General features: G+C 72.0%; 18 protein-coding genes. 12 read left to right on the top strand and 6 right to left on the bottom strand.

The annotated features are described in order from the left end of the window. Positions 1-90: 90 nt before the first annotated feature. Complete coding sequence (gene paaN, locus ABZT06_RS34795) at positions 91-1782, bottom strand: phenylacetic acid degradation protein PaaN (RefSeq protein WP_355750229.1); 1692 nt, start codon at positions 1780-1782, stop codon at positions 91-93. A gap of 160 nt (positions 1783-1942) precedes the next feature. Between paaN and ABZT06_RS34790 the strand changes: the two genes are divergently transcribed. Both ABZT06_RS34790 and ABZT06_RS34785 read left to right on the top strand, forming a co-directional pair. Continuing rightward, positions 1943-3460: a 3-hydroxyacyl-CoA dehydrogenase gene (locus ABZT06_RS34790; protein WP_355750227.1), complete on the top strand. Its 1518-nt coding sequence runs from the start codon at positions 1943-1945 to the stop codon at positions 3458-3460. Continuing rightward, positions 3457-4047, top strand: a complete 591-nt coding sequence (locus tag ABZT06_RS34785) for a TetR/AcrR family transcriptional regulator (RefSeq protein ID WP_355750225.1) — start codon at positions 3457-3459, stop codon at positions 4045-4047. The genes ABZT06_RS34790 and ABZT06_RS34785 overlap by 4 nt, the downstream gene beginning before the upstream one ends. A gap of 2 nt (positions 4048-4049) precedes the next feature. On the opposite strand, the gene ABZT06_RS34780 is transcribed toward ABZT06_RS34785, so the two are convergent. Continuing rightward, positions 4050-4535 (bottom strand): Lrp/AsnC family transcriptional regulator, encoded by a 486-nt coding sequence (locus tag ABZT06_RS34780; RefSeq protein WP_355750235.1) that lies wholly within the window; start codon positions 4533-4535, stop codon positions 4050-4052. Positions 4536-4724: 189 nt separating this feature from the next. Here ABZT06_RS34780 and pdhA (ABZT06_RS34775) point away from each other — a divergent pair, with 189 nt between their 5' ends. The 6 genes from pdhA (ABZT06_RS34775) to ABZT06_RS34750 all read left to right on the top strand — a co-directional run bounded on the left by pdhA (ABZT06_RS34775) (position 4725) and on the right by ABZT06_RS34750 (position 11740). After that, positions 4725-5870 (top strand): pyruvate dehydrogenase (acetyl-transferring) E1 component subunit alpha, encoded by a 1146-nt coding sequence (pdhA, locus tag ABZT06_RS34775; RefSeq protein WP_355750222.1) that lies wholly within the window; start codon positions 4725-4727, stop codon positions 5868-5870. Continuing rightward, positions 5867-6871: an alpha-ketoacid dehydrogenase subunit beta gene (locus tag ABZT06_RS34770; protein ID WP_355750219.1), complete on the top strand. Its 1005-nt coding sequence runs from the start codon at positions 5867-5869 to the stop codon at positions 6869-6871. The genes pdhA (ABZT06_RS34775) and ABZT06_RS34770 overlap by 4 nt, the downstream gene beginning before the upstream one ends. Beyond that, positions 6871-8202, top strand: a complete 1332-nt coding sequence (locus ABZT06_RS34765; RefSeq protein WP_355750216.1) for a dihydrolipoamide acetyltransferase family protein — start codon at positions 6871-6873, stop codon at positions 8200-8202. Before ABZT06_RS34770 ends, ABZT06_RS34765 begins: the two co-directional genes overlap by 1 nt. Before the next feature lie 123 nt (positions 8203-8325). Beyond that, complete coding sequence (locus tag ABZT06_RS34760; RefSeq protein ID WP_355750213.1) at positions 8326-9246, top strand: NTP transferase domain-containing protein; 921 nt, start codon at positions 8326-8328, stop codon at positions 9244-9246. After that, positions 9243-10637 carry a molybdopterin molybdotransferase MoeA gene (locus tag ABZT06_RS34755; protein ID WP_355750210.1) on the top strand — a complete coding sequence of 465 codons (1395 nt, stop codon included), beginning with the start codon at positions 9243-9245 and terminating at the stop codon, positions 10635-10637. Before ABZT06_RS34760 ends, ABZT06_RS34755 begins: the two co-directional genes overlap by 4 nt. Continuing rightward, on the top strand, positions 10625-11740 hold the full coding sequence (locus tag ABZT06_RS34750; protein WP_355750207.1) for a potassium channel family protein: 1116 nt from the start codon (positions 10625-10627) through the stop codon (positions 11738-11740). Before ABZT06_RS34755 ends, ABZT06_RS34750 begins: the two co-directional genes overlap by 13 nt. On the opposite strand, the gene ABZT06_RS34745 is transcribed toward ABZT06_RS34750, so the two are convergent. Beyond that, the gene (locus ABZT06_RS34745; protein WP_355750204.1) at positions 11741-12589 is read right to left on the bottom strand and encodes an ABC transporter permease; all 849 of its coding nucleotides are present in this window, start codon (positions 12587-12589) and stop codon (positions 11741-11743) included. Then, positions 12586-13578: an ATP-binding cassette domain-containing protein gene (locus tag ABZT06_RS34740; protein ID WP_355750201.1), complete on the bottom strand. Its 993-nt coding sequence runs from the start codon at positions 13576-13578 to the stop codon at positions 12586-12588. The genes ABZT06_RS34745 and ABZT06_RS34740 overlap by 4 nt, the downstream gene beginning before the upstream one ends. 145 nt (positions 13579-13723) lie before the next feature. Between ABZT06_RS34740 and ABZT06_RS34735 the strand changes: the two genes are divergently transcribed. Further along, on the top strand, positions 13724-14704 hold the full coding sequence (locus tag ABZT06_RS34735; protein ID WP_355750198.1) for an NAD(P)H-quinone oxidoreductase: 981 nt from the start codon (positions 13724-13726) through the stop codon (positions 14702-14704). A gap of 16 nt (positions 14705-14720) precedes the next feature. Here the strand turns inward: ABZT06_RS34735 and ABZT06_RS34730 are convergent, their stop codons facing one another. Next, positions 14721-15482, bottom strand: a complete 762-nt coding sequence (locus ABZT06_RS34730; protein ID WP_355750195.1) for a hypothetical protein — start codon at positions 15480-15482, stop codon at positions 14721-14723. A gap of 135 nt (positions 15483-15617) precedes the next feature. On the opposite strand from ABZT06_RS34730, the gene ABZT06_RS34725 reads away from it, so the two are divergent. Together ABZT06_RS34725 and ABZT06_RS34720 are read left to right on the top strand one after the other, a co-directional pair. After that, entirely contained in the window at positions 15618-16160 is a 543-nt protein-coding gene (locus ABZT06_RS34725; protein WP_355750192.1) for a bacterial proteasome activator family protein, read from the top strand. A gap of 397 nt (positions 16161-16557) precedes the next feature. Beyond that, a complete protein-coding gene (locus ABZT06_RS34720; protein WP_355750189.1) occupies positions 16558-18126 on the top strand; it encodes a protein kinase in 1569 nt (522 codons plus the stop codon). Positions 18127-18201: 75 nt separating this feature from the next. On the opposite strand, the gene ABZT06_RS34715 is transcribed toward ABZT06_RS34720, so the two are convergent. Next, entirely contained in the window at positions 18202-19428 is a 1227-nt protein-coding gene (locus ABZT06_RS34715) for a phosphotransferase (protein WP_355750186.1), read from the bottom strand. 471 nt (positions 19429-19899) lie between these two features. Here ABZT06_RS34715 and pdhA (ABZT06_RS34710) point away from each other — a divergent pair, with 471 nt between their 5' ends. Beyond that, positions 19900-21048, top strand: coding sequence for a pyruvate dehydrogenase (acetyl-transferring) E1 component subunit alpha (gene pdhA / locus ABZT06_RS34710; RefSeq protein ID WP_355750182.1), 1149 nt, complete (start codon positions 19900-19902; stop codon positions 21046-21048). Positions 21049-21050: the final 2 nt, after the last annotated feature.

Genomic DNA, 21050 nt, shown 5'->3' with positions numbered 1-21050 from the left:
GCCGCACGAACTCCCACTCAGCGTCCGACAGTTCATGGCGACGTATCACCCGCCCATGATCCACCACGCAAGATCTTTTGAAGACACTGCCTAGGCCTCCCGGCGCACCTCGACCACCCGGAACCGGTTGGCGACGAACGCCCCGTCGCACAGCGCGGAGTTGGCCGCCGGGTTGCCGCCCGATCCGTGGAAGTCGGAGAACGCGGCCGTCTGGTTGACGTACACCCCGCCGACGAGGTTCAGCGACAACTGCGCCGCCTCCTCCAGACAGACCTCCTGGACGGCCTGCTCGACCTCCTCGTCGGTGGTGTACGCGCCGACCGTCATCGCGCCCTTCTCGCGGATCGTGCGCCGCAGCAGCTCCACCGCGTCGGCCGCCGAGTCGACCGCGACGGCGAAGGAGACGGGTCCGAAGCACTCGCTCATGTAGGCGGCCTCGTCGTCCGGCTTGGCGCCGTCCAGCTTGACGACGACGGGTGTGCGCACGACCGCGCCCGGGAACTCCGGGTTGGCGATCTCCCGCGAGGCCAGGGCGACCTCGCCCAGTCCCGCCGCGGCCTCCAGGCGCTCCTTCACGTCCGGGTTGACGATCGCGCCCAGCAGCGCGTTCGCGCGCGCGTCGTCGCCGAGGAGGCCGTCGACCGCGCGGGCGATGTCGGAGACCACCTCGTCGAAGGTCTTGGGGCCCTCGTCGGTGCGGATGCCGTCCCGGGGGATCAGCAGGTTCTGGGGGGTCGTGCACATCTGGCCGCTGTACAGGGACAGGGAGAAGGCCAGGTTGGAGAGCATCCCCCTGTAGTCGCCGGCAGAGTCCACGAGCACCGTGTTGACGCCGGCCTTCTCCGTGTAGACCTGCGCCTGGCGGGCGTTGGCCTCCAGCCAGTCGCCGAACGCCGTCGAACCGGTGTAGTCGATGATCCGGATCTCGGGGCGCGTGGCCAGGGTCTTCGCGATGCCCTCGCCGGGGCGCTCGGCGGTGAGCGCGACCAGGTTCGGGTCGAAGCCGGCCTCGCCGAGGACGTCCCGGGCGACCTGGACCGTGAGCGCGAGCGGCAGCACCGCGCGCGGGTGCGGCTTCACCAGGACCCCGTTGCCGGTGGCCAGGGAGGCGAACAGGCCCGGATAGCCGTTCCACGTCGGGAAGGTGTTGCAGCCGATGACCAGGCCGATCCCGCGCGGGACCGGCGTGAACTGCTTGGTGAGCGCGAGCGGGTCGCGCTTGCCCTGCGGCTTGGTCCACTCCGCGGTGTCGGGGGTGCGGACCTGCTCCACGTACGCGTACGCCACCGCCTCCAGGCCGCGGTCCTGCGCGTGCGGGCCGCCCGCCTGGAACGCCATCATGAACGCCTGGCCGCTGGTGTGCATGACCGCGTGCGCGAACTCGTGGGTCCGGTCGCTGATCCGCTTGAGGATCTCCAGGCAGACCACCGCCCGGATCTCCGCGCCCGCGTCCCGCCACGCCTTCTGGCCCGCCTTCATCGCGGGCAGCAGCACGTCGATGTCCGCGTGCGGGTACTCGACGCCCAGCTCGATGCCGTACGGCGAGACCTCACCGCCCACGAAGTCGTCGGTGCCGGGCTGGCCGAGGTCCAGGCGGGTGCCCAGGAGGGCGTCGAAGGCGGCCTTGCCCGCCGCCATGTCCAGGCTGCCGTGCTCGCCGTAGGCCTTGGGGTGCTCCGGGTGCGGGGACCAGTACGCGCGGGTGCGGATCGCTTCGAGCGCCTGGTCGAGGGTGGGCCGGTGCTCGGCGATCAGCTGGTGGGCGGTCAGTTCGGCGGCCATGCGGGACCAACTCCTCGTCTGTCGAACTCTTCGTCGAGCTCATGACCTGGGTGGAAACGTGGGCAGGAACAGCCAGTGAGAGTTAGAGTAACCGAACGATCGGTCGGGACAAGGGGGTCCGCCGCATCTGTGGAAAACCCCGTGCGGGAGGATCGCGCACATGACAGGACTCGACCTCAGCAGCCCCGTGGCCGTCGTCGGCACCGGCACCATGGGCCAGGGCATCGCCCAGGTCGCGCTGGTAGCCGGGCACCCCGTGCGGCTGTACGACGCCGTCCCCGGCCGTGCCGTGGAGGCGGCCGACGCGATCGGCGCGCGGCTGGACCGGCTCGTCGAGAAGGACCGGCTCACCGCCGCCGACCGGGACGCCGCGCGCGCCCGTCTCGTGGCCGCAGAGCACCTCACCGGCCTCGCGGACTGCACCCTGGTCGTCGAGGCCGTCGTGGAGCGGCTGGACGTCAAGCAGCAGCTCTTCCGGGAGCTGGAGGACGTCGTGGGCGAGGACTGTCTGCTCGCCACCAACACCTCCTCGCTGTCGGTCACCGCCGTCGCCGGGGCCCTGCGCCACCCGGGCCGCTTCGTGGGCCTGCACTTCTTCAACCCCGCGCCGCTGCTGCCGCTGGTCGAGGTCGTCTCCGGGTTCGCCACCGACGTCTCGTCGGCCACGCGCGCGTACGAGACGGCACGCGCGTGGGGCAAGGCGCCGGTCGCCTGCGCCGACACCCCGGGCTTCATCGTCAACCGCATCGCGCGGCCCTTCTACGCCGAGGCGTTCGCGGTCTACGAGGCCCAGGGCGCCGAGCCCGCCACCATCGACGCGGTCCTGCGCGAGTGCGGCGGCTTCAAGATGGGCGCGTTCGAGCTGACCGACCTGATCGGCCAGGACGTCAACGAGTCCGTGACGCGCTCCGTGTGGCGCGCCTTCTTCCAGGACGTACGCTTCACGCCCTCGCTGGCCCAGCAGCGCCTGGTCGAGTCGGGCCGGCTCGGCCGCAAGAGCGGGCAGGGCTGGTACGACTACACGGACGGCGCCGAGCGCGACGAGCCGCACACCGCGGAGCGGGCCCAGCCGCCCGCGTACGTCGTCGCCGAGGGCGATCTGGGCCCCGCGTCCGAACTGCTCGCGCTGATCCGCGAGGCGGGCATCCAGGTCCGCGAGGACGAGGAGGACCACGGCACCCGTCTGGTCCTGCCGAGCGGCGGTCAGCTCGCGCTCGCCGACGGGCAGACGTCGGTGGAGTTCCGGGACGTCGTCTACTTCGACCTCGCGCTGGACTACCGCAGGGCCACGCGTATCGCGCTGTCCGCCTCCCAGGACACCTCGCAGCAGACGCTCGGCGAGGCCGTCGGGCTCTTCCAGGCGCTCGGCAAGGACGTCAGCGTCATCGGGGACGTGCCGGGCATGATCGTCGCCCGCACGGTCGCCCGGATCGTCGACCTGGCGCACGACGCCGTCGCCAAGGGGGTGGCCACCAAGGAGGACATCGACACCGCCATGCGGCTCGGGGTGAACTACCCGCTCGGCCCGTTCGAGTGGAGCCGCAGGCTCGGCCGCAACTGGGCCTACGCTCTCCTCGACGACCTGCACCTGCGCGACCCGTCCGGACGGTACGCGCCCTCGCTCGCGCTGTACCGGCACGCGTACGCCTCCGACAAGCGGGAGGGCAGCACCTCATGACGACCGCCAAGCGCGACACGTACACCCCCGAGACGCTGCTGTCCGTCGCCGTCCAGGTCTTCAACGAGCGCGGCTACGACGGCACCTCCATGGAGCACCTCTCCAAGGCGGCCGGCATCTCCAAGTCGTCGATCTACCATCACGTGGCCGGCAAGGAGGAGCTCCTGAGCCGGGCCGTCAGCCGGGCCCTGGACGGCCTCTTCGGCATCCTCGACGAGGAGCACGCGTGTGTGGGCCGCGCCTCCGGCCGCCTGGAGTACGTCGTGCGGCGCATGGTCGAGGTGCTGATAGCCGAACTCCCGTACGTCACCCTGCTGCTGCGGGTGCGCGGCAACACGGACACCGAGCGGTGGGCCCTGGAGCGCCGCCGCGACTTCGACCACCGGGTCGCCGAACTCCTGAAGGCGGCGGCCGCTGACGGCGACGTTCGCGGCGACGTGGAGGTGCGCCTCGCGACCCGCCTGGTCTTCGGAATGATCAACTCCATCGTGGAGTGGTACCGCCCCGACGGCAGGGGCATGAACGAACGCGAAGTGGCGGACGCGGTGGCGCAGTTGATCTTCGGAGGTCTGCGCAAGGCGTCCTGAGCTCAGCCCTGCGGCTCCAGGTCCTCCTCCTCGAAGACCAGGAGGGTGCGCGTGCTCAGGACCTCCGGGATCGCCTGGAGACGGGTGAGGACCAGTTCGCGCAGGGACCTGTTGTCCGATGTGTGGACGAGCAGCAGTACGTCGAAGTCACCGCCGACCAGCGCGATGTGCGAAGCCCCGGGCAGCTGTCTGAGCTGTTCGCGGACCGTGCGCCAGGAGTTCTGGACGATCTTCAAGGTGACGTACGCCGAGGTGCCCTGGCCCGCGCGCTCATGGTCGACCCGGGCGCCGAAGCCGCGGATGACGCCGTCCTCGACGAGACGGTTGATGCGCGCATAGGCGTTGGCGCGCGAGACGTGCACCCGTTCGGCGACCGACCGTATCGACGCGCGGCCGTCCGCCTGGAGCATCTGGAGGATGTCCTGATCGATGGCGTCGAGCGGACGCGGGGGCGGAAGGGGGACGCCGCCCTCCGTGCCTTCGGCCATTTGTTCAGGTGCCATGTCCCCCCGCCTCCCTACCATGGACGTACTGCGTCCATCTCAGGGTGTGGAGAACCGTTTGTCCACAGCCCGAGGGGGCCTGTAGCCAAAATGTGCCGACGACCGAACAATCGGTAGGTGAGGCGCCTCACACCCGTGGTGCGCCACCAGCCGCTCCCACGAGGAGGTGCCGTCATGACGGTCATGGAGCAGCGGGGCGCGTATCGGCCATCGCCGCCGCCCGCCTGGCAGCCCCGCACGGACCCCGCGCCCCTGCTGCCCGACGCCGAACCCCACCGCGTCCTCGGCACCGAGGCGGCCGCGGAGGCCGACCCGGCCCTGCTGCGCCGGCTGTACGCCGAGCTGGTGCGCGGCCGCCGCTACAACACGCAGGCCACCGCCCTCACCAAGCAGGGCCGCCTCGCCGTGTACCCCTCCAGCACCGGCCAGGAGGCCTGCGAGATCGCCGCCGCGCTGGCCCTCCAGGAGCGCGACTGGCTCTTCCCCAGCTACCGCGACACCCTCGCCGCCGTCGCCCGCGGCCTCGACCCCGTCCAGGCGCTGACCCTCCTGCGCGGTGACTGGCACACCGGCTACGACCCGCGCGAGCACCGGGTCGCCCCCCTGTGCACCCCGCTCGCCACCCAGCTCCCGCACGCCGTCGGCCTCGCGCACGCCGCCCGCATCAAGGGCGACGACGTGGTCGCGCTCGCCATGGTCGGCGACGGCGGCACCAGCGAGGGCGACTTCCACGAGGCGCTGAACTTCGCCGCCGTGTGGCAGGCCCCGGTCGTCTTCCTGGTCCAGAACAACGGCTTCGCGATCTCCGTCCCGCTCGCCAAGCAGACCGCCGCCCCCTCGCTGGCCCACAAGGCCGTCGGCTACGGCATGCCCGGGCGCCTGGTCGACGGCAACGACGCGGCCGCCGTGCACGAAGTCCTCACCGCTGCCGTACGCCACGCGCGCGCGGGCGGCGGGCCCACCCTGGTGGAGGCGATCACCTACCGCGTGGACGCCCACACCAACGCTGACGACGCGACCCGCTACCGCGGTGACGCCGAGGTCGAGACCTGGCGCGGACACGACCCGATCGCCCTCCTGGAACACGAACTGACCGAGCGCGGACTCATCGACGAGGCCGGCATCGAGGACGTGCGCCAGGACGCCGAGGATTTCGCCGCCGGACTGCGCCGGCGCATGAACCAGGACCCGGTCCTCGACCCCATGGACCTGTTCGCCCACGTCTACGCCGAGCCCACCTCGCAACTGCGCGAGCAGCAGGCTCAGCTGCGCGCCGAGCTCGAGGCCGAGCACGACTCCCACGGGGGTACGCACCGATGACCACCGTCGCCCTCAAGCCGGCCACCATGGCGCAGGCCCTCACGCGCGCGCTGCGCGACGCGATGGCGGCCGACCCCACCGTGCACGTCATGGGCGAGGACGTCGGCACCCTCGGCGGTGTCTTCCGGGTCACCGACGGACTGGCCAAGGAGTTCGGTGAGGACCGCTGCACGGACACCCCGCTCGCCGAGGCGGGCATCCTCGGCACGGCCGTCGGCATGGCGATGTACGGACTGCGGCCGGTCGTGGAGATGCAGTTCGACGCCTTCGCGTACCCGGCGTTCGAACAGCTGATCAGCCATGTGGCGAAGATGCGCAACCGCACGCGCGGGGCGATGCCGCTCCCGATCACCATCCGTGTGCCCTACGGCGGCGGCATCGGCGGGGTCGAGCACCACAGCGACGCCTCCGAGGCCTACTACATGGCGACTCCGGGGCTCCACGTCGTCACGCCCGCGACCGTCGCCGACGCCTACGGGCTGCTGCGCGCCGCCATCGCCTCCGACGACCCGGTCGTCGTCCTGGAGCCCAAGCGGCTGTACTGGTCGAAGGACTCCTGGAACCCGGACGACCCGCAGACCGTTGAACCGATAGGCCGCGCGGTGGTGCGGCGCCCCGGCCGGAGCGCCACACTCGTCACGTACGGGCCGTCCGTACCCGTGTGCCTCGAAGCCGCCGAGGCCGCGCGCGAGGAGGGGTGGGACCTCGAAGTCGTCGACCTGCGCTCACTGGTGCCGTTCGACGACGACACGGTCTCCGCCTCGGTACGGCGGACCGGGCGAGCGGTCGTCGTGCACGAGTCGGGCGGGTTCGGCGGACCGGGCGGGGAGATCGCGGCCAGGGTCACGGAGCGCTGCTTCCACCATCTGGAGGCGCCGGTGCTGCGCGTGGCCGGGTTCGACATCCCGTATCCGCCGCCGATGCTGGAGCGTCATCACCTGCCCGGCGTGGACCGGATCCTGGACGCCGTCGGGCGTCTTCAGTGGGAGGCGGAGAGCTGATGGCGCAGGTGCTGGAGTTCAGGCTGCCGGATCTCGGCGAGGGCCTGACCGAGGCGGAGATCGTCCGCTGGCTGGTGGAGGTCGGCGACGTCGTCGCGGTCGACCAGCCGGTCGTCGAGGTCGAGACGGCCAAGGCGATGGTCGACGTCCCCTGCCCCTACGCCGGTGTCGTCACGGCCCGCTTCGGCGAGGAGGGCAGCGAACTCCCGGTGGGCTCGCCGCTGATCACGGTGGCGGTTGGGGCGCCGGCGTCCGACCCCGATGCGCGGGCCGAGGGCTCGGGGAACGTCCTCGTCGGGTACGGCACCTCGGAGGCCCCCGCGCGCAGGCGCAGGGTGCGACGGGAGCAGCAGGTTCCCGTGCCGGTCAACGGCCGCCCGGAACCGGCGCCTGTCGAGGTGGTCGAGGGGCCCGTCCCCGTGATCTCCCCGCTGGTCCGCCGCCTCGCCCGCGAGAACGGCCTCGACCTCAGGGAACTCACCGGCTCCGGCCCCGACGGACTGATCCTGCGGGCCGACGTCGAGTACGCCCTGCGGGCCGCCGCCTCACCGGGGCGCCCGGCACCGGCCCTCGCCCCGGAAACCCCGGCGGCAGCCCCGGCAGCCCCGGTGGCATCCCCGACGACCGCGGCGACACCTTCCACAGGGACCCGTATCCCCCTCAAGGGCGTCCGGGGCGCGGTCGCCGACAAACTGTCCCGCAGCCGGAGCGAGATCCCCGACGCCACCTGCTGGGTGGACGCCGACGCCACGGAACTCCTGCGGGCGCGTGCCGCGATGAATGCGACGGGCGGTCCGAAGATCTCCCTGCTCGCGTTGCTGGCCCGGATCTGCACCGCCGCCCTCGCCCGCTTCCCCGAGCTCAACTCCACCGTGGACATGGCGGCCAGGGAGATCGTGCGACTGGACGCCGTGCATCTGGGGTTCGCCGCGCAGACCGAGCGGGGACTGGTCGTGCCGGTCGTGAAGGACGCGCACGCGCGGGACGCCGAGTCGCTGTCCGCGGAGTTCGCCCGGCTGACCGAGGCGGCCCGTACCGGCACCCTCACCCCCGCGGAACTCACGGGTGGCACCTTCACGTTGAACAACTACGGCGTGTTCGGTGTCGACGGCTCCACGCCGATCATCAACCACCCCGAGGCGGCCATGCTCGGCGTCGGCCGCATCGTCCCCAAGCCATGGGTGCACGAGGGCGAGCTGGCGGTGCGCCAGGTCGTCCAGCTCTCGCTCACCTTCGACCACCGGGTGTGCGACGGCGGCACGGCCGGCGGCTTCCTGCGGTTTGTGGCGGACTGCGTGGAACAGCCGGCGGTCCTGCTGCGCACTGTGTGACGGCCGCACACGGCGATCGCGGCGCCGCACCCGCACCCCGCGATCGCCCACCGGCACCCGCACCCCGCGATCCCGGTGCCGCCGTGCGTTCCCTGTGATCGCGACGGCACGCATACTCAGGGGGTGACCTCGTACGAGCCCTCGCGTACCCCGGGCGCCGACCCCCTGTACGACGTGATCGTGCTCGCCGGGGGCGCCGCCCGGCGGCTCGGCGGCGCGGACAAGCCCGGCGTGCGGGTGGGCGGACGCGCCCTGCTCGACCGTGTCCTCGCCGCCTGCGCCGACGCGGGCACCACCGTCGTCGTCGCCGATCCCCGCCCCACCGTCCGGCCGGTGACCTGGGCCCGCGAGGACCCGCCCGGCGGCGGCCCGCTGGCCGCCCTGGACGCCGGTCTGCGGCACACCACGGCCCGGTACGTCCTGGTGCTCTCCGCCGACCTGCCCTTCCTCCAGGAGGGCACCGCACGCCTGCTGCTGACCGTCCTGCGCACGGGCGGCGCCGACGGCGTGCTGCTCACCGACGCCGACGGCCGTGACCAGCCGCTGGTGGCCGCCTACCGCGCGCCCTCGCTGCGCCACGAGCTCGCCGCACTCACCAAGGAGCACGGCGCTCTCACCGGCCTTCCGCTGCGCCGGCTGACCGCCGTGCTCGACCTCACCCGCGTCCCCGACCCCGTCGCGTCCTTCGACTGCGACACCTGGGACGACATCGCCTCCGCCAGGGCACGCATCAGGGAGCATGGGCACGTGTTGGATGAATGGATTTCCGCAGTCAAGGACGAGCTGGGCATCGACCTCGACGTCGACACCGGCGTGCTGCTCGACCTGGCCCGTGACGCCGCGCACGGTGTGGCCAGGCCGGCGGCACCACTGACCACCTTCCTCGTCGGCTATGCCGCCGCACAGGCGGGCGGCGGCCCCGAGGCGGTCGCCGAGGCCTCCCGCAAGGCCGCGGCCCTGGCCCTGCGCTGGGCGGACGAGGCCGACTCAGACACCGCCGCCGCGCCCGACGGGGCCTCCGGCACCAGCCCGGACGCAGGATGACGGCCCGGTCCGTGCGCACCGGCGACCCCACCGGTCACGCCGAAGACGCCGACGACCTCGACGTCGAGGAGGCGCTGGCCCTGGTGAGAGAAGACAACGGCAGCGCGCACACCGGGGGCCATCGCACCCCCGCGCCTCCGTCCCAGGGCTCCGGCCCGGCAGCCAAGCCGGACGCACACCACAGGGCGACGCCCTGGCCCGAGGCCCGCGCCACCGCCGCCCGGGCCGCCCGCGCGGTCACCCGCAGCGCCCGCCGCGCCCCCGTCTCCGTACGGCTCGACGACGCACTCGGCCTCACCCTGGCCGCCCCTCTCGACGCCCTCACCGACCTCCCCTCCTTCGACACCTCGGCCATGGACGGCTGGGCGGTCGCGGGGCCCGGCCCCTGGGCCGTGCGGGACGAGGGCGTGCTGGCCGGGCACGCCGAGCCCGCGCCCCTCACCGACGGCGAGGCGGCCCGGATCGCCACCGGCGCGCGCGTGCCCCCGGACGCCACCGCCGTCCTGCGCAGCGAGCACGGACAGACCGACGAGAAGGGCCGGCTGCACGCCACCCGGGAGGTCGTGCACGGCCAGGACATCCGCCCACGCGGCCAGGAGTGCCGTAGCGGCGACCAGCTCCTGCCGCCCGGCACCCTCGTCACCCCGGCCGTTCTCGGCCTCGCCGCGGCCGCCGGATACGACACCCTCACCGCCGTCCCCCGCCCCCGCGTCGACGTCCTCGTCCTGGGCGACGAGTTGCTCATCGAGGGAACCCCTCGTGACGGCCTGATCCGGGACGCGCTCGGGCCTATGCTCCCGCCCTGGCTGCGCGCGCTCGGCGCCGAGGTCACCGCCGTACGCCGGCTCGGTGACTCCGCCGAGGCCCTGCGCAAAGCGGTCGCCGGCTCCGACGCCGACGTGATCGTCACGACGGGCGGCACCGCGGCAGGACCCGTCGACCACGTCCACCCCATCCTGGCCCGTATCGGCGCCGAACTCCTCGTCGACGGGGTCAAGGTGCGCCCCGGCCACCCCATGCTGCTGGCCCGCACCAAGGAGAACCAGCACCTCGTCGGCCTGCCAGGCAACCCCCTCGCCGCCGTCTCCGGCCTGCTCACGCTCGCCGAACCGCTGCTGCGCACCCTGGCCGCCCGCCCGGCCCCGGAGCCGTACACACTGCCCCTGAGCAACGAGGCCCACGGTCACCCGTACGACACCCGGCTCGTCCCGGTCGTCCTGCGCGGTGACAGCGCGGTCCCGCTGCACTACAACGGTCCGGCCATGCTGCGGGGGATCGCTGCCGCCGATGCCCTCGCCGTCGTACCACCTGGGGGCGCCCGGCCGGGGCAGGAGGCCGAACTGCTCGACCTGCCCTGGGCGTCCGCCGGGATCGGGGTGTGTTTCACGTGAAACTTCCGGGCCATGACGCGATCGCCCGCCAGGCGGACGAGCATCTCGTGACCCACAAGGTGAAGCTCCCGCGCAAGATCGTGGAGCACCCCTTCCGCCAGGTCGCCAAGCGGGTGCTGATGGCCCTGCTGGTCCTCACGGCGACGGCCCTGATCGTCTACGTCGACCGGGACGGCTACAACGACAACTCGGACCAGTCCGTCGACTTCCTCGACGCCTGGTACTACGCGACCGTCACCCTCTCCACCACCGGGTACGGCGACATCACCCCGGTCAGCGATGCGGCCCGGCTCACCAACATCTTCGTCATCACGCCCCTGCGGGTGCTGTTTCTGATCATCCTGGTCGGCACCACGCTGGAGGTCCTCACCGAGCGCACCCGCGAGGAGTGGCGACTCAACCGCTGGAGGTCCACCTTGCGCGACCACACCGTCGTCGTCGGCTTCGGCACCAAGGGCCGTTCGGCGATCCAGACCGTGTGTGCGACGGGTCTGAAGAAGGAGCAGGTCGTCGTCGTCGACCCCAGCAGCAAGGTGATCGACGCCGCGACGGCCGAGGGCTATGCGGGGGTCATCGGGGACGCCACGCGCAGCGAGGTGCTCAAGCGGGCCGAGGTGCACCGGGCCCGGAAGATCATCATCGCCACCCAGCGCGACGACACCGCCGTCCTGGTGACGCTGACGGCCCGGCAGCTCAACAAGGCCGCGAAGATCGTGGCGGCGGTACGCGAGGAGGAGAACGCGCCGCTGCTCAAGCAGTCCGGCGCGGACGCGGTCATCACCAGCGCCAGCGCGGCCGGCCGGCTGCTCGGTCTGTCGGTGCTGAGCCCGGCGGCCGGCATGGTGATGGAGGACCTCATCCAGCAGGGCAGCGGGCTCGACATCATCGAAAGGCCCGTCATAAAGGCCGAGGTGGGCAGGAAGCCGCGGGAGACGGACGACCTGGTGGTGAGCGTGCTGCGCGGGCACCGGGTGCTCGGATACGACGATCCGGCCGTCGGGACGCTGGAGCTGACGGACCGGCTGATCACGATCGTGCGGGCGACCCCGGGCAGCCAGGTGGCACCCGACGCCCGCCCGCTGCCCCCGATGCCTTCGACGTGATCACTTGCGGTTGTAGAGCCGCATGGTGACCGGTCCGAAGACCGCGACGAACAGACCGGCCCACCCCAGCGACCAGGCGATCTCGTCGGCCGGCCAGTCGCCTGCCATCAGCCCGCGCACGGCCGAGGACAGATGGGTGATCGGGCTGTTGTTGACGAAGGCCTGGAGCCAGCCCGGCATGGTCCTCGGGTCGACGAAGACGTTGGACAGGAAGGTCAGCGGGAAGATCACCATCATGCTGACGCCCATCACCGACTTCTCGGTCCGCAGCAGCAACCCGAACATCGTCCAGATCCACGAGAACGCGAATGAAAAGACGACCAGCAAGGCGATTCCGGCGACCACACCGCCGACCCCGCCGTCCGGGCGGTAGCCGAGGATCACGCCGACGGTGAGCATCACGACGGACGCGATGGTGTAGCGCAGGGCGTCGCCGAGCAGATAGCCGACCATCGTCGACGGCCGCCAGATGGGCAGCGAGCGGAACCGGTCGAAGACGCCCTTCTCGATGTCGGTGTTGACCGACACGCCGGTGTACATCGTGATCATCACGACCGACATCACCAGGATGCCCGGCAGCAGGAACTGGATGTACTCCTCCGGGGAACCGGCCAGGGCACCCCCGAACAGATACGTGTACATCAGCACCATCATGATCGGGAACGCGGTGACGTCGAAGAGCTGCTCGGGCACGTGCTTGATCTTGAGGATCGCCCGCCAGCCGAAGGTCAGCGAGGCCGACAGCGCGCTCGGGCGCGGCGGCCGCTCCCCGGCGACCAGCAGTGCGGCCAGCGACTCGGCGCTGACGGGGGCGAGGTCCCGGGCCTCGGTCTGCGTCACGGTGCTCATGCCGCCATCTCCTCGCTGTCTTCGGTGCGGTGTCCGGTGAGGGCGAGGAACACCTCGTCCAGGCTGGGCTGGCCGAGCGAGAAGTTGTCGACCGTGATGCCGGTGCGGGCGAGTTCGGCCAGGGCGCGGGAGGCCTGTTCGGCGGCCGTGTCGCCGGCCTCCGAGGCGAGCCGGGCCGTCAGCGCCACCGAGTCCGGCTCCAGCTGCACCCGGGCGTCCAGGGACCGTCGTAGGATCTCCGCCGCCTCGGGCCGCCGCCCGGCGTCCCGCAGGCGCAGATGTACGGTTCCGGCGCCCACGGAGGCCTTCAGCTCGCCCTTGGTGCCCTCGGCGATCACCCGGCCGTGGTCGATGACGGCGATCCGGGAGGCCAGCTGGTCGGCCTCGTCCAGATACTGCGTGGTCAGCAGCACGGTGGTGCCCTGGGCGACGACCGCGCGCACGATGTCCCAGACCTGGTTGCGGCTGCGCGGATCGAGGCCGGTGGTGGGCTCGTCGAGGAAGAGTAGTTCGGGGGTGTTGAGGATGGAGGCGGCGATGTCGATACGGCGCCGCATCCCGCCGGAGTAGTGCTTGACCTGCTTTCCGGCCGCCTCCGAGAGACCGAAGGCCTCCAGGAGCTGCCCGGCGCGCTCGCGGGCCGCCTTCTTGTGGTGGCCGAGGAGACGGCCCAGCAGGACCAGGTTCTCGGCGCCGGTGAGGTCCTCGTCGACGGAGGCGTACTGGCCGGTGAGGCTGACCCGGCCGCGGACCTCGTCGGCCTCGCGGACGACGTCGTGGCCGAAGACGTGCGCCTCGCCGGCGTCGGGGCGCAGGAGGGTGGCGAGCATCCTCACCGTGGTGGTCTTGCCGGCGCCGTTGGGGCCGAGGAGGCCGTAGACCGTGCCGGCCGGTACGGCGAGGTCGACTCCGTCGACGGCCCTGGTGTCGCCGAACGTCTTCACGAGGCCCGCGGTCTCGATCGCCAGGGAGGACGTGTGCTCGCTCATGGGCGGGGTTCCTTCCGCGTGCTTGGGCTACGCATGGGGAGACCTTTGCCGTCGCGCGAATTCATCGGTCCCGCACAGGGATTTTCGGGGGCGGCCAGGTCGTAGGCCGGGTAGGTCGGCGTGACCGGCGAGTAGCGTCAGGCGTATGTATGCGATCACGATTCCTGAACCCGGTGGCCCCGAAGCACTGGTCTGGGACGAGGTGCCGGACCCTGTTGCCGACGAAGGTGAGGTGCTGGTCGACGTCGTGGCCGGGGCCGTCAACCGCGCCGACATCCTGCAACGGCAGGGCTTCTACAACCCCCCGCCCGGCGCGTCCCCCTACCCCGGCCTGGAGTGCTCCGGGCGGATCGCCGCGATCGGCCCCGGTGTGACCGGCTGGGCCGTCGGCGACGAGGTCTGCGCGCTCCTCGCGGGCGGCGGATACGCCGAGAAGGTCGCCGTGCCGGCCGGGCAGCTGCTGCCCGTGCCCAAGGGTGTCGATCTGAAGCGGGCGGCCGCGCTGCCCGAGGTGGTCTGCACGGTCTGGTCGAACGTCTTCATGGTCTCCCACCTGCGCCCCGGCGAGACCCTTCTCGTGCACGGCGGCTCCAGCGGCATCGGCACGATGGCGATCCAGCTAGCCAAGGCCGTCGGCGCCAAGGTCGCGGTGACCGCGGGTACGCCGGAGAAGCTGGACCGCTGCGCCGAGCTCGGCGCGGACATCCTGATCAACTACCGGGAACAGGACTTCGTCGAGGAGGTCAGGAAGGCCACCGACGGGGCGGGCGCCGACGTCATCCTCGACAACATGGGCGCGAAGTACCTCGACCGCAACGTCAACGCCCTCGCCGTCAACGGACGGCTCGCGATCATCGGCATGCAGGGCGGCGTCAAGGGCGAGCTGAACATCGCCACGCTGCTGGGCAAGCGCGCCGCGATCAGCGCGACCTCGCTGAGGGCGCGGCCGCCGGCCGAGAAGACGGCGATCGTGGCGGCCGTACGCGAGCACGTGTGGCCGCTGCTGGACGCCGGGCACATCCGTCCCGTCGTCGACCGCGAGCTCCCGATGAGCGACGCGGCCGCCGCGCACCGGGTCGTCGAGGAGAGCGGCCACATCGGCAAGGTCCTGCTGGTCACGCCGTAGGTGTTCCGGTACGGCCCTACCCGCGCCGCAACCGCAGCGCGAACAGGCCGAGCCCGAGCCCCAGTCCGACCAGCACCAGTCCGGTGCCGAGCGGCAGGATGAACACCTTGGACCCGGCCACGGGCCGCTCGGCGGGGTGTGACGGTCGAGCCACGGCGGTCTCCGGGGGCGGCTCCGACACGGCGGTGAGGTCACCGACCCCGGAATCGGTCCCCCCGGAGTCGGCCGTGCCGGAGTCCGTGCCGTCGGCGTCCGCGTCCTCCGTTGCCGGGTCCTCCCGCCGCCCCGGCCGCTCCCGCCCCTCACCCGCGCGGCTGCCGGCTCGGGAGGGAGTGGCCGAGGGGGAGGGCGCGAGGGAAGCCGTGGGTGAGGCGCGTTCCGGGCCGGCGCCGCGCCGGGGACCCGAGGCGACGGCGGACGGGGAGGCGGGGTGCCCCGGTCCGCGCGTCGGCTCCGGGCCCGAGAGGGTGCGGGACGGGGAGGGCGACGTGCCCGGGGTGGTGTGCGGCGCGAGCCCGACGGCGTACGGCCCTGTGGTCTCCCGCGGTGTCTCGTGGGCCGCTGCCGAGCCCGGCGACCGCGTGGCGGAGGCCGACGCGCCCGCTGCCCCGCGCGGGGGTCCATGAAGGGGCACCGAGTCCGCTGCCCGTCGCTCGGGCGCGCTCGCCGACAGGAGTGGCGGCGGCTCGGCGCCGTACGCCCGGCCGGTCTGCGGCAGGGCGGCCGCGCTCGCGCCCACCAGGATCGCCAGTACTGCCGCGCGTAGCCAGGGAGTCACGGGACAAGGTTGGCATTTCGGGAAGAGACCGGCATTCCGGGCGCAGCCATGGGGGCGATCTGCTCCGGTGCGGTGGATCAGCACACAGTGGGGGCACCTCAGTGGTGAGGTGTACGGGTGCGAGAGAATGGCGGCATGGAGATGCCGAGGAACGAAGGTTCGCCGGAAAGCCCCCAGATCCTGGTCGTGGGCCAGGACGGGATGGCGCTGGGCGGCGGGGGTGACGACGACTCCCGCGAGGTCCCGGTCACGGAGATGGTCGAGCAGCCCGCGAAGGTCATGCGGATCGGCAGCATGATCAAGCAGCTGCTCGAAGAGGTGCGCGCGGCTCCCCTCGACGAGGCCAGCCGGGCCCGGCTCAAGGAGATCCACCACAGCTCGGTGAAGGAGCTGGAGGACGGGCTCGCCCCCGAGCTCGTGGAGGAGCTGGAGCGGCTCTCCCTGCCCTTCAACGAGGACTCGACCCCGAGCGACGCGGAACTGCGGATCGCGCAGGCCCAGTTGGTGGGGTGGCTGGAGGGTCTCTTCCACGGGATCCAGACCACCCTGTTCGCCCAGCAGATGGCCGCGCGGGCCCAGCTGGAGCAGATGCGCCGCGCGCTCCCGCCGGGCGTCGGCGGTCAGGAGGACGGCGTCGACCCGCGCGCGGGCGGCCGCACGGGCGGACCGTACCTGTAATCCTCCACGTCCAGACGGAGAAGGGCCCGGCAGCCGACGCTGCCGGGCCCTTCATGTCGCCCGCGTCATGCCACCCGAGCCATGTCACCTGCGGGAAACGCTCGTTCGGGTTGATCTTCGTGAGTTTGGCCACGGAATCCTGCCGCGCCGGCCCGTCGGACGCGGTGTCCGTTCCGTGGCCGTACGCGAAAGAAAGGTCGCGCGGGCGTTACAGGTGCCGCACCGCCGGTACACAGGATTTGCACGCCGAGACGTAGTACAGGTTTGATGACCGGTCCGTCTCGGGCCGGTCCCCGGGCTCATCCCGGACCGGCGGCTTGCGCGAAGGCTGTAGCGTGGCCGACGGAGACCGTAACAACACCGCGCGCACCGCGGGCAGAAACGACGGCGAGGACCGATGGCACAGCAGCAGCGCGCTCAGGGCCCGTCCGACCCCGAGGCGACTGGCGGCGGAATGTCAGATGCGCCGGAGCTGTGGGGTAACGGCGGACTGGTGGGGGACGGCCGATATCGGCTGACCCGCAGACTCGGCCGGGGCGGTATGGCCGAGGTGTTCGCGGCCGAGGACGTACGGCTCGGCCGCACCGTGGCGGTCAAGCTGCTCCGGGCCGACCTCGCCGAGGACCCGACCTCCAAGGCCCGCTTCACACGCGAGGCCCAGTCCGTGGCCGGCCTCAACCACCATGCGATCGTCGCCGTGTACGACTCCGGCGAGGACTACGTGGGCGGCCAGTCGGTGCCGTACATCGTCATGGAGATCGTCGAAGGACGGACGATCCGGGATCTGCTCCTCAACGCCGAGGCACCCGGGCCCGAGCAGGCCCTGATCATCGTCTCCGGCGTCCTGGAGGCGCTCGCCTACTCGCACCAGCACGGCATCGTGCACCGCGACATCAAGCCCGCCAACGTGATCATCACGCACAACGGCGCGGTCAAGGTGATGGACTTCGGCATCGCCCGCGCCCTGCACGGCGCGTCCACGACGATGACGCAGACCGGCATGGTCATGGGCACCCCGCAGTACCTCTCCCCGGAGCAGGCCCTCGGCAAGGCCGTCGACCACCGCTCCGACCTGTACGCGACCGGCTGTCTCCTCTACGAACTCCTCGCGCTGCGGCCGCCGTTCACCGGCGAGACCCCGCTGTCCGTCGTCTACCAGCACGTCCAGGACATCCCGACGCCTCCGTCGCAGGTCTCCGAATCCGTCCCGCCGGAGCTCGACGGCCTGGTCATGCGCTCGCTCGCCAAGGAGCCGGACGACCGCTTCCAGACGGCCGAGGAGATGCGCGGGCTCGTCCAGTACGGCCTGCAGATGCTGTACGACCAGGGCGGCCACACCGGCACCTGGAACACCGGCCCGGTGACGGCGCACGACGGCCGCGGCGTGGCCGCCGCGGGCTTCGCGAGCACCAGCGTGCTGCCGCACCCCGGCGCCGCCTCCGGCACCACCCAGATCCCGCAGCAGATCCTGCCCTCCGGCTACGGCGGCGGGGACGACGGCGGCTTCGAGAACCACGGCAACCGGGGCAGCGGCCGCGGCAAGCTGTGGATCCTCGCCGTCCTCGCGGTGATCGCCGTCGCGGCGGGCGTAGCCCTGGCGCTCAACGGCGGCGGCGGTGGCGGCGGCGGTGGCGACACCGGCAGCTCCGTGTCGCCGACCACCTCGAAGACCACCGACGACCAGACGCCCAGCGAGACGCCGAGCGACGAGGCGACGAGCGAGGAGACCAACACCTCCACGGACGACAGCGGCAGCTCGGGCGGCTCCGGCTACACGCCGTCCTATACGCCGTCGTACACGCCCTCCTACACGCCTTCGCCCTCGGCCACGCAGCCGTCCGAGACGGCGACGGAGCCGTCCGACACGCCGGAGCCCAGCGACACGGCGCAGCCCACGGACACGGCGGACCCGACCGGCGCCGGTGGCCTGGTCGGAGGCGCGGGTGGCGACGGCGGCGACTCCTGACCGACCGCGGCGCTTCACGCGCGCGTGGCCCCGGGGACGGGCGCCACGCGCGCGTGCCGTTTCCAGGGCCCCGCGTCAGCCCACGAACGCGTCGCACACCGCGTCGTACTCCCGCGTCCACCACACCACCAGCGCCGAGGCCGCCGGGAACTGGGGGTCCGCGCGGGTGTCGCCGCGCTCGTAGTGCCAGCGCAGCATCCAGAAGTCGTTGAGACGTTCCCACCACACGCGGTGCACGGCCGCCGCGAGTTCCGAGGGCGTGGCTCCCGCCGTACGCCGGTACGCGCGCGCGTAGGCCCGCACCTTCGGCAGGTCGAGCGTCCCCGCGGGCCGTACGAAGAAGATCGCGGCGGCGCGTACGGCCTCCTCGGCGCGGGGCTTCACGCCGAGCCGGTCCCAGTCGACGATCGCGGCGGGGGCGTCGCCCCGGTAGAGCAGGTTGAACGGGTGGAAGTCCCCGTGCACCCAGCCCACCGGCCCGCCGTGCGGAGGCCGCCGTCCCACGTGCTGTTCGAGCAGGGCACGCCGCTCCAGGAGCCGGTGCCGGGCCAGCTCGTCGAAGGAGTCGGCGGGCCGGTGCCGACGCACGCGCGCGAGGAGATCGTCGATGAGGGCGAAGGTGGTGGCGGGGTCGGCACCGGAGTCGACGGGGTCCGCGTCGGGGCTCGTGATCTCGGAGTTCCGGGTGGTCCGGTGACCGGCGTGCGGCTTCTGGGCACGGGCGCTGTCGGCACGCGCGGCGGTGTCGTGGTGCGTGGACGCCGCGCGTCCGTCCGGCGTGTGCGGTCCGATGCCCGGGGCGCTTTCGTCGGTTCGTGCGCCCCCGCCTGCCCACGCGCCCTTTTCGGTCCGCCGGCACCCCTGCACCGGCATCACCCGCTCCAGGCTCGCGTGCACCACGCCCAGCAGCGCCCCGAGCCGGCCGCACTGCTCGGCGGTGAGCTGGGCGCCATGGCGGTGGCGGCCCTCGATCCAGGGATGGAGGGCGTAGGCGTGACCGCCGACGACGGCGACCGTGCGGCCGTCGTGGGCGGGGAGGGGCGGGGCGACCGGGACGCCGAGGGCGGCCAGGCGCTGGGTGGCGCGGTGCTGGCGGGCGATCGCCTCGGGGGCGGCCGTCTCGGGATCGAAGTGGTGTTTGAGGAAGTAGCGGCCGCGGGTCGTGCGGAGCCGGTAGCCGCGGTTGAGCAGGCCTTGGTCGACGGGATCGCAAGCGAGGGCGGATCCGGCGGCGTACTGGCGGAGGAGGGCGCCCAGCGGGGGCGCGTGAGGCTTGAGGGGTGGTACGGGAGAGCGCGGCACGCGCCAGATGCTAGGGCACGAGCCAGGGCTGTGAGCTGGGCGTTGTCACGTGCAGTCACAGATCGGCACAGTGAGTCGCACTCGGTCTCCTTCGGTCACGGGACGTCCTCCCAGTGGCTTTCCAGGCCCTTTCTCCTTCTGGGGACTTTCGGCAAGTCGCACACGGAAAGTCTTCCGGTGGCCTGGGTGGACGGGATAACGTGCCGTTGCTCCGGCCTCCTGCAAGGCTGTGACCAGCACCCCTTCGGCCCTTTTCCGATTTACTTGGAAATCCAAGCAAAATCGCAGGTCAAATGGGGTTTCACAGAAATGTGGAGCACTGGGTAACGTGATTCTTGCAGGGCGCTCGCCGGGGCACCTGTCACGCCTGTTCCGGCCGAGTGGCACCCACCCCGTGCACGGTGTCGGCAACAGGTGAGCCGCACTGGTACACCCGGCAACCCCGGGGGCCGGACCGACGGAGGAGCACACGTGACCGTGGAGAGCACTGCCGCGCGCAAGCCGCGACGCAGCGCCGGGACGAGGAAGTCCCCGAGCACCAAGCCCGAACTGGTTCAGCTGCTGACGCCCGAGGGCAAGCGCGTCAAGAACGCGGAGTACGACAAGTACGTCGCCGACATCACCCCCGAAGAGCTCCGCGGCCTCTACCGCGACATGGTGCTCACCCGTCGCTTCGACGCCGAGGCCACCTCCCTCCAGCGCCAGGGCGAGCTGGGCCTGTGGGCCTCGCTGCTCGGCCAGGAGGCCGCCCAGATCGGGTCGGGACGGGCACTGCGCGACGACGACTACGTCTTCCCCACCTACCGCGAGCACGGCGTGGCCTGGTGCCGCGGGGTCGATCCGACCAACCTGCTCGGCATGTTCCGCGGCGTGAACAACGGCGGCTGGGACCCGAACGGCAACAACTTCCACCTCTACACGATCGTCATCGGCTCCCAGACGCTGCACGCCACGGGCTACGCGATGGGCATCGCCAAGGACGGCGCCGACTCCGCGGTCATCGCGTACTTCGGCGACGGCGCCTCCAGCCAGGGTGACGTCGCCGAATCGTTCACCTTCTCCGCGGTCTACAACGCCCCGGTGGTGTTCTTCTGCCAGAACAACCAGTGGGCCATCTCCGAGCCGACCGAGAAGCAGACCCGCGTCCCGCTCTACCAGCGCGCGCAGGGCTTCGGTTTCCCCGGCGTACGGGTCGACGGCAACGACGTGCTCGCGTCGCTGGCCGTCACCAAGTGGGCGCTGGAGCGGGCCCGCGCGGGTGAGGGACCGACGCTCGTCGAGGCGTACACCTACCGGATGGGCGCCCACACCACCTCCGACGACCCGAGCAAGTACCGGGCCGACGAGGAGCGCGAGGCGTGGGAGGCGAAGGACCCGATCCTGCGCCTTCGCCGGTACCTGGAGGACTCAAACCACGCGGACGAGGGATTCTTCGCGGAACTGGAGACCGAGTCCGAGGCGTTGGGCAGGCGAGTGCGTGAGGCGGTCCGTGCGATGCCGGACCCGGACCGTTTCGCGATGTTCGAGCACGCGTATGCGGACGGGCATGCGCTGGTCGACGAGGAGCGGGCCGGTTTCGCCGCCTACCAGGCGTCGTTCGCGGATGGGGAAGGGGCCTGATC

This window comes from Streptomyces sp. NPDC005483, assembly GCF_040606035.1.
Lineage (GTDB): Bacteria > Actinomycetota > Actinomycetes > Streptomycetales > Streptomycetaceae > Streptomyces.
Note: the sequence above shows the minus strand (reverse complement) of the source record. Positions and strands in the feature narration are given on the sequence as shown.